Here is an 8,669-nt window from a genome sequence, read left to right as displayed (position 1 = left end):
TGAATAATATAAAAAATTAGCAAAGGGGCTCCTGATAAACCAAGGTAAACGCGGCGGCTTGTCTTTTTCTGTAAACCAAAAGGGAGTCTCTACCTGTGGACTTCCTGCTATTTGGTCAAATTCTTGATTACACTTGTCCAAAGCATCCCCACTCAAACCTACACACTCTTCGTCTATAGCTCTCTTTCGCCTTGTCACGGGCGCTTCAGTAGAAGAAACATCCCGTTTTTTTCGAGAAGAAAGACCTTCTGATGACGCTGGACCTATAAAATGTTCATGCGCTTTTAAAGAACAGGGTTGTATACTTGCAAAAGAACGCCAAGGGTCTAAATTGCGTTCATTATCAAGTCCCCGTAAAAATAGCCCCCGAAAATCGGGAACATTAAACGTCGTGGCGCCATCTCCTTCTCCCCACGTCGTTCCTATCGCAGAAAATAAATCCCAATAAACATACCGTGAATAAGCACTTCCATCACATGGCAACCAACCATCCGGCAAGCGCTCCATTGCAAACGGTCCTATCAGACCGGAAGGTAAACGTTTTAAGGAAGAAACTTTGCCCCTTGTCGGGTTGAGAACTTGCCAACCCGTAAGCTCTTCATCATACACAAGCGTATAAAGACAGCCATCTTGTATCTCTCCTCCCGATAAGGCTAATAAACCGGTTTCTGTTGCCTTATAAACGGGCTTACCGGCTAAATTATTTAAAGCAATTGTTGTCGCCCCAACATTCTTGCCCTTCGCTTTAAAACAAACCGATATGCCATTCTTATACTCTAAAAATGCCGATTGACTTAGAAGCCTTATCACGCTCGTCTTTTGGTTATTATCAACCGTCACAATCCCTTCAAGCACACCCCCCGTATCCGATAAATACTCACTTACCCGTTGCATCATAAAACGAGCGCTATTATTAACCGTGTTAGGGTGCTGTCCCTCTGACCAATTAATTAAAGCATCAGCACCACCATTCTCAGATGCCGTTAAAGACCAATCATAAATCGTGGACATCTAAACCTCACGTCTTGATTCCAAACACAACACTCATATTAATCGGGCGCGTCTCACTTATACCTGAACTTGCCAATGCAACATCACGCATGTGAAGGTGGGAATGGGGAAAGGCGAGCTTATGGTGCACGCGTATATCCTCTGCTCTCACGCCCAAACGTTCAGCAAGCTTCAATCTTTGCTGGTCATTCAACACATATCCCCAGATGATCGTCATATCACCATGCCAACTCTCTTCCTGATTTTCATCATTCAAAATCGTAAAGGATTGACCCCCATGGTCATGCTTTCTCATTGCGTCATTTTGTAAAGTGCCAAGATAACGAAAGCGGTCTATCTCGCGGTCATCATCAACACCTCGTAAAAAAACACCACGCAAATCGGGAACATTAAACTTCGTCCAACTATCAGCGCCTCCCCACCTGATCCCTATCGCTTCATAAAGAGCAGGATAATCACTACGCAAATAAGCCTTCCCATCACATGGTAACCAGCCATCTGGCAAAACTTGCATCCCAAAAATCCCTATCGTCCCTAGTGGATAAACAGGGATAACCGGCTCTTGCGATAAAGAGAGAGGCGTAGGATTTAAAACTTGCCAAGCATGATCCCTATAAACCAAGCTATAAATGCACCCCCTTTGAAGCTCGCCTCCCGATAAAACACGGAGACCTAATTCCGTCGCCTTGTAAACAGGTTTAGCCGCCAAATCATTCAAGGCAATTGCGGTTTCCCCAACATTCTTGCCCTTCGCTTTAAAATAAATTGATATCCCATTCTTATACTCTAAAAATTGCGATTGGCTTTGAAGTCTTATCAACGTCGTCTGGTGTTCAGCATCAACCGTAAAAGTGCTTTCAATCACACCACTCGTATCCGATAAATATTCACGCACACGCTGCATCATCACACGAGCACTATTATTCAGACTACTAGGACGTTGTCCTTTTGACCAATCAATCAAATCATCACAATAGGCATTCAAGGAGGCATTTAAAGACCAATCATAGATCGTCGACATCTTACACCTCATGTCTTAATCGCAAACAGAACACTCACATTAACTGGACGCGTCTCGCCTTCACCAGTGCTCTCCAAAACAACCTCTTGGTTCTCATCAAGAGTATGAGAACTTACAATGTAGCCCCCTAAATTCTCACGCTCTATGCCCATAAAATTCGCTAGAGAGCTCCCCCCAAACAAGCCTAGACGATAGCCCAACACATCCGTCGTATTCCCATCCCAAAAGTTTTCGTTGCTGGTAAAATGAGACATCGAAAGGCTCTGTCCTTGATGTTGATGCGACTCAATTAAATCTGTTTGCACACTTGCAAAAGAACGCCCCTCATCAATATTGCGCCCTCCATCAAGCCCCCGTAAAAACATCCCTCGAAAATCGGGAACATTAAATGTCGTGGCGCCATCACCCTCTCCCCAAACCGTTCCTATCGTCTCAAATAAATCACCATAATCACGACGCAAATAAGCCTTCCCATCGCAAATTAACCAATCCTTTGGAATCCCGCGCATTCCAAACGTTCCTATAAAACCCGTGGGATAAAGATTGCTTTCTTCTTCTTCTAAAGGGAGTGGGGTAGGATTAACAAGATGCCAATGATCTCCATTATAAAACAATGTATAAATGCACCCTTGTTGGATTTCCCCCCCTGATAAAAGCGATAAACCCGTTTCCGTTGCTTTATAAACCGGCTTGCCATCTAAAGCATTTAAGACAATCGTGGTCGCTCCAACATTCTTACCCATAGCCATAAAGCGCAAAACGATACCATTCTTATACTCTAAAAACTGTGAAGTGCTTGCAAGTCTTATCACACTCGTTTGTTGGACATGATCACTTGTAACAATGCCTTCAAGCTCTCCACCCGTGTCTGATAAGTATTCCTTTACGCGCTGCATCATCACACGGGCGCTTGTGTTCACACTGCTAGGATGCTGTCCTTCGGACCAATCAATCAAATTATCCACGCGCGTATTATCCGACGCTCTAAGCGACCAATCATAAATCGTTGACATTTCTCGTGAATCCTAGCTTCTGTAAAATGGTCCGTAAAATGCCCGCATGAATTGCGTCATCAAAGGATTATCATCATCACTCTCTTCTTCTTCCGAAGCCTCTTCTTGTGATGCTAATAATGCCCTTAAAACCTCTAACAAGTTGTCTCTATTTCTAATGCCACCATGCGCTGTAGGACTTGCTCTATGAGGCTGCCCCCCATACATCTGTAATACACGGTTGACAAAATCACTTGCACGCATAGCGTTGTTTCCACCATTCAAGCCAACCGCATTGCTCCCAACAATTTGCGCCGCATTGGCATGGGGATTTTGAAGAAGCCGCGCGGCTCCTCCTGCTCCTTGTTGATGGGCTAAATACAACTCCGCTTCACTAGGCGCTCTTCCCAAAAGGCGGCTTAAATGATTGCGATTATCAAGCGTCAACCGCCCCATGGCATCTGCCGCTTGCATGGGGTCAAAACGGTCTTGCAAACCATATTGCTTGGCGGTGCTGTCTATAAATTGATACAACCCACCCGCAGAAGAACGGGGATTCCTTGCATTCGGATTGCCTCCACTTTCCACTTGCGCAACACGGTATAAATAGCTTTCTGGTAAGCCATATCGCGCTGCTGCTTGACGGATCGCTTGATCGACTGAAGGACTAGAACGGGTCATTAACCCTTACTCCTTAAAAATCTTCCCGCTTCTCCTAACGCTGCCGAAGAAATGAAATGCCAAAAATGGTCACTACCAATTCCTGCTTTATGTAATTGTATAAATCTTTGTAACATTTGAGCAACTTCCTGCTGGTTCATACCTTTAACGCCAAAAGTTGCTAATTTCGCTATATCACGTTCAAGTATTTGCCTTTCTTTTTGTGGCAATTTTCTAATCGTATCAGATAAAATATTTTGTATAATTTTTGCCCCTGCATGTGCTGCACTAGTTTTTCCATACGGTATATTAACACCTGTTAAATAATTAGGTTCGGGCGTTCCCTGAAACGGTTTTAGGGCTCTTTGCGCCGCATCTTCATAGAACCTTTCATCCTCTACAGCTTTTCTAAACCCATGAATGTTTTTAGAGCTTAAAGATCTGCTTAGATTATCTGACATACGACCCGTTTGTAAAATATTCGAAAGTCTATTAACAGGACGCGAACCTTTTAATAGATCATCAATATAGTCTCTCATCCCTACATGATAAGTATTGAGACCACTAGACATTGCTCCTTTACGAAGACCTTCTTTAATCCCCTCTCCAGAAACATCTCTCTGTACAATGTTTTTGCCTTGTTCTATCGCTTCTTCAAAACCTTCATATTTTGCTACACTACTACGGGCTGCTTTATAGGTAGGAGAGATTTCATCCGTTATCTTTACCAAATTGTTCTTAAGCATTTGGTACCCTGAAGACTTTTGATTATCACCAAAATTTTTATACTTGTCGCGAAGATTATCAAGAGACTTCTTAGCTTGATCTAATAATTCCATCGTAGGCTTATAGTTAATATGGGGAAAATTTTTATCATAAAATCGTTGAGCAATTGCTTTGCGTGGGTCTCCTTTTAAAGTATCAACTGCTTCTTTGAGAGCATCTTGAAACCATTGATTTTTAAAAAGCCTATTAAGAGCTGGATAATACCTTTTTTCTATTGGAGTACGATAAGCTTGTGCATAAAGAGGTGTATATTCTCTTGCTCCTTGCTCTTTAAGTACTCTTTTTAAAACTTTCGTATCTTGGAGAGGTGTAATGTTTTCATCTGCCGACTGACCAATACGGTGAATAGCATTCTGCACTCGTTCCCCATGTGCTCCTTTCAAAAGTTCAGAAACACGCGCATTTGTTGTCCCCATATTCGCAAGGGATACTTCTAAATTTGGACTGATATCTGTCAAAAATGCATGGCGTGGCGCAGAGCCAAGACGCTCTGCAACATTCTCAACACCATCATCATATAATGTTTTTGCAACTTCCCTAACCGCTTTGGTTTGAACTTCCTTATGAGCAGGATTAAAACGCCCTCCTTTCATAAAGGGAATATAGGGAACATGTTGCAATCCCCTTGCCATTTTTTTTGTACCCCAAGAAGCAACTGTACCGGCAAGAGAACCAATAGGACCAGCTACTGTTCCAATACCACCACCAATCCCTGCCGATATAAGACGACCAGAAAGCCCCTCTCCCGCCCCTGAACCATGTAAAGCTCCTGAACCTGCCCCGAACATCATCGCCTTACCAATATTTCCAAATGTTGACATATGCTTTGCAAGAGCCAAAGCCCTTAATGGAGGCACAAAAAGTGAGAGTCCTGTCGGTACAAGTGAACCAACAGCATAAGCAATAGAAGACCAAATAGGATGTTTCTCTTGCAAGGCTTTTTGGTAAGCACGTTCCTTGGCTACTCTTCTATTATATATCTCCTCTGCTTTCTTATCACCACGCCAATAATCTATAAAACCCGCTTCATTGGCTGCTTTCATTTCGTCAAAATAATCTGCCGTCGCACCAGACGCGCTATTTCTCATAACCGCATCCCACCATGTAAGATCTTTATCATCAAATGAGAAATCATCTGTTGTAGTTGATTGATTAGATAGCTTCGCAATCTCAGCGGGATCTTCAACTACGCGGAAACGTGTTCCGTTCTTAGCGTATACATATCGAGGAGAAGATGAAGAAGAACTGTTAGCATTTGATCTTATAATCTTTTCAATCTCAGCAGAATCTTCAACTACACGAAAACGTGTCCCATTCTTAGCATATACATATTGAGAATTAATCGCACCAGAAGTCTTATAAGGGGCCATTAATATTTACTCCTTAACCAGAAATTCACCACTGGAACTATCCACAAAATAAAGTACGTTATCCTTAATAGATGCCTCTTCTAAACTCATCTTTGGTATATTTTCACTACCTCCTTGTGACACCAACCCATTAGTAAAAGATTGAGAAGGGTCTTTTTTACGCTCTTTTACTTCCAATCCATGTGATAACCTATAAATTTCTTCATTATTAAATTCTTGAAAATGTGCAAGCATCTTCTTAATATTTAAAAGTCTTGTATGTAATACTTCAGGCTTGTCACTAATATCTAAAGTACCATAAGATGATACTAACCACTGGCTTTCTTTCTCAGATAATGGACCAACACCTACGGTTCCATTCTTACTTTGTTTTTTGATTGATGCAATCACTCGCTTAAAGACACCGCCTTGAATCTGAGTAAATAGATATTTTAATGTTTTGGCATCAGATCCTGGGAAAATTTGAGTAACCGTACCACCTTTACCAGCAACCCAATCTGGATCACTCTCTATAAGTTTAATGGCATGATTAACCGCACCCATAGTATTATCAATTTCTAATGCAACTTCTTTCACATACTCTCTCTTATTTGTTTCCCACTCTTCTATGTCTCGTTTTTTCTGATTATACTCCAATTCCTGTAGAGATCCTTTAATCGGTCTCGCTTCACGTTCACCTGTCTCCGGATTGATATACCATTGATGCCCCAGAGGTAACTTAGGAGTATCACCACCTGTTAGCATCGCACTAAGCATTTGCGGATTACGTGCCATAATAGCAGCTTCTTCTTCACTGTACCCTTTAGATTTTAGGTATTCGACGGTCTGATTAACCTGTCCTCTTTTTTCTCTTTCCATATCACCACGACGAAGATTCATAGCTGCATTCGCTAAACTTTGTGCTATCGTCCCATCTGATAATGCATAACCAATCCCATAATCTGATAATCTTTGTAAAAACTCAGGACTACGCAAGTAATCCCAAAAACTCTGTTGAGAACCAGTATCTTGGTGAGGAACAGTACTCTGTTGTGGCTGTACAGACTTCTGTGGTTCTACAGATGAAATAGGCTCTGGTAATTGAGACTGCTTTGGTTTCAATGATGCCAAATCTGAAGTTTCAATTGCATTAGGCAAAGGTTCCATACCTAAAGGATTTGGTTGTGAACCAAAGGTCGCTACTGGTAAAGAAGGGACTAAAGACGGTACATACGGTTTTCTGCCTGCCGATCTTAAAGACGAACTTACATCTGGTAAAGGTGAAGTATTTTTAGCTAAACCTAAAGGATTTGATTGTGAACCAAAAGTTGCTATAGGGGAAGAAGGGGTTAAATAAGGTAAATTATTTGCCTGTTGTTTGGCGTCTTCTAGATCGTTGAAACGTATACGTGGTACATATTGGCTCATTACATGCATAGACTTAAGAAGTCTTGATAACATGTTATCGTTACTATTTTGCATAACTACCTCACTTTTTTCCTGCAAAATTAGCAATACTAGCTAAAATCCCTATAGCGTTCTTCCAAGGGTCGTTACCATGCATCTTAGATTCTGACACATTATTCGTTGTCGTGCCGTAATTCCTTGCAAAGCCATGACCGGCGTTCATAAGCATATTCAACCTATTCCAGCCGCTATTGTCTTGTTCCAGCCAACGTTCTCTATTGGCATCAACAATTCTCTGATTGTGGGCATCAAGCACACCTCCCCCCTGTATGGCATTGGAATAGGCATTGCCATAACCCTGTAAGAAGTTATTTGAGGCTCCCAACTGATTTTGATTGGCTTGGTCTATCATGGCATTGGCTTGCATCATGCGGTCCGCATCACGATTATATTGCTCTAACATAGCACGAGCGTATATAGAATCTCTTCCTTTCCGCACTTCCTCTCTGTGATCAGGAGTTGCATAACGACCAATCCCTGAGAAATATCTGTTAATTTGAGTGTCTGAATCATCTAATGCTTCTTGAAGTGCTTGTTTGAAATACGAATTTTCTCCCATCATACCACCAGAGGCCATATGTCGAAGATTCATGGCTGCCGACGTTGGATTATAGATTGTATTCATCAAAGAGCGATTTTGATAATGATGAGGAATACTTCCAAGACCACCAATTCCATAGCGCGTTTGATCACTTAACGGCGCTACACGAGGTCCCCCATACACATTACCACCCATCCCTGTGTCATACATGTTATACGCATCTGCACCCCCACGCTTAAAGACATTCTGCATCCAAGTAGGAGGGGCGCTTGTCTGCACCTGCTTCTGTTCTGTCGTTGCTGGTCTACTGCTCCCCATGTCACAATTCCTTCCTATAATAAAGCATATCTATGCCATAACCTTGTTTGTTCAGTGCACGTTTCCAACCTAAACGCCCTAAAATCTCTATCTCAAAAGCCCCATTCTCACGCGCCCAATCCTCTACAAATGTCAAATTATCAACTTGATCAAGAACGCCCTTGCCACTACATTCACAAATCAGTGCGCGCTTCTTTCCTAAAACTGTCTGTTGTATCTGGGTCGTGAATGCCGCTAAAAAGCGCTCGTCATCATCCAAAACAAGCCATAACTGTTTCTTGCCACTGCAAATCGCTTCAAGGAGCTCTTGCAACGTGATTTCATGTTTAAAACGTTCCACATACTCGCGAAACGACGCAATGATGTCTTCAAGGTATGGTGCTATACGCTCCATATCCCAAGACGTGGTCAAAAAGACTTTTGCCATTACCCTCTGCCTAAAGGACGTAAATCCACATTAAACCCTGTGATATGGTTCCAATGAACGCCTTCAGGAATACGCAATTTAAAGCGGTGATAACGAT

8 protein-coding genes are annotated in these 8,669 nt (G+C 42.2%); all 8 read right to left on the bottom strand.

The annotated features are described in order from the left end of the window. On the bottom strand, positions 1–1,011 hold a 1,011-nt coding region (locus ACFILZ_RS09065), incomplete at its 3' end, for a phage tail protein (protein WP_375682379.1). 7 nt (positions 1,012–1,018) lie between these two features. Then, entirely contained in the window at positions 1,019–2,032 is a 1,014-nt protein-coding gene (locus ACFILZ_RS09060; RefSeq protein WP_375621736.1) for a phage tail protein, read from the bottom strand. 8 nt (positions 2,033–2,040) lie between these two features. Next, on the bottom strand, positions 2,041–3,045 hold the full coding sequence (locus tag ACFILZ_RS09055) for a phage tail protein (RefSeq protein WP_375610950.1): 1,005 nt from the start codon (positions 3,043–3,045) through the stop codon (positions 2,041–2,043). A gap of 12 nt (positions 3,046–3,057) precedes the next feature. Continuing rightward, positions 3,058–3,705 (bottom strand): transglycosylase SLT domain-containing protein, encoded by a 648-nt coding sequence (locus ACFILZ_RS09050; protein ID WP_375610951.1) that lies wholly within the window; start codon positions 3,703–3,705, stop codon positions 3,058–3,060. Then, a complete protein-coding gene (locus ACFILZ_RS09045; protein ID WP_375682378.1) occupies positions 3,705–5,840 on the bottom strand; it encodes a glycine zipper family protein in 2,136 nt (711 codons plus the stop codon). The genes ACFILZ_RS09050 and ACFILZ_RS09045 overlap by 1 nt, the downstream gene beginning before the upstream one ends. Before the next feature lie 6 nt (positions 5,841–5,846). After that, positions 5,847–7,301 carry a hypothetical protein gene (locus ACFILZ_RS09040; RefSeq protein ID WP_375682377.1) on the bottom strand — a complete coding sequence of 485 codons (1,455 nt, stop codon included), beginning with the start codon at positions 7,299–7,301 and terminating at the stop codon, positions 5,847–5,849. Between the two features lie 7 nt (positions 7,302–7,308). After that, positions 7,309–8,145: a hypothetical protein gene (locus tag ACFILZ_RS09035; protein WP_375610954.1), complete on the bottom strand. Its 837-nt coding sequence runs from the start codon at positions 8,143–8,145 to the stop codon at positions 7,309–7,311. A 1-nt stretch (position 8,146) separates the two neighbouring features. Next, positions 8,147–8,572 (bottom strand): hypothetical protein, encoded by a 426-nt coding sequence (locus ACFILZ_RS09030; protein WP_375610955.1) that lies wholly within the window; start codon positions 8,570–8,572, stop codon positions 8,147–8,149. Positions 8,573–8,669 lie beyond the last annotated feature (97 nt).

The sequence above is a fragment of the Bartonella sp. AP40SXNS genome (assembly GCF_042195825.1).
In the GTDB taxonomy this organism is placed as follows: domain Bacteria; phylum Pseudomonadota; class Alphaproteobacteria; order Rhizobiales; family Rhizobiaceae; genus Bartonella.
This window is presented reverse-complemented; position numbering and strand designations above follow the sequence as displayed.

What these genes read in the sequence shown, in the direction of transcription:
- ACFILZ_RS09035 (WP_375610954.1), bottom strand. Translation starts at nt 8,145, where the DNA reads ATGGGGAGCAGTAGACCAGCAACGACAGAACAGAAGCAGGTGCAGACA.
- ACFILZ_RS09030 (WP_375610955.1), bottom strand. Translation starts at nt 8,572, where the DNA reads ATGGCAAAAGTCTTTTTGACCACGTCTTGGGATATGGAGCGTATAGCA.
- ACFILZ_RS09045 (WP_375682378.1), bottom strand. Translation starts at nt 5,840, where the DNA reads ATGGCCCCTTATAAGACTTCTGGTGCGATTAATTCTCAATATGTATAT.
- ACFILZ_RS09055 (WP_375610950.1), bottom strand. Translation starts at nt 3,045, where the DNA reads ATGTCAACGATTTATGATTGGTCGCTTAGAGCGTCGGATAATACGCGC.
- ACFILZ_RS09040 (WP_375682377.1), bottom strand. Translation starts at nt 7,301, where the DNA reads ATGCAAAATAGTAACGATAACATGTTATCAAGACTTCTTAAGTCTATG.
- ACFILZ_RS09060 (WP_375621736.1), bottom strand. Translation starts at nt 2,032, where the DNA reads ATGTCGACGATCTATGATTGGTCTTTAAATGCCTCCTTGAATGCCTAT.
- ACFILZ_RS09050 (WP_375610951.1), bottom strand. Translation starts at nt 3,705, where the DNA reads ATGACCCGTTCTAGTCCTTCAGTCGATCAAGCGATCCGTCAAGCAGCA.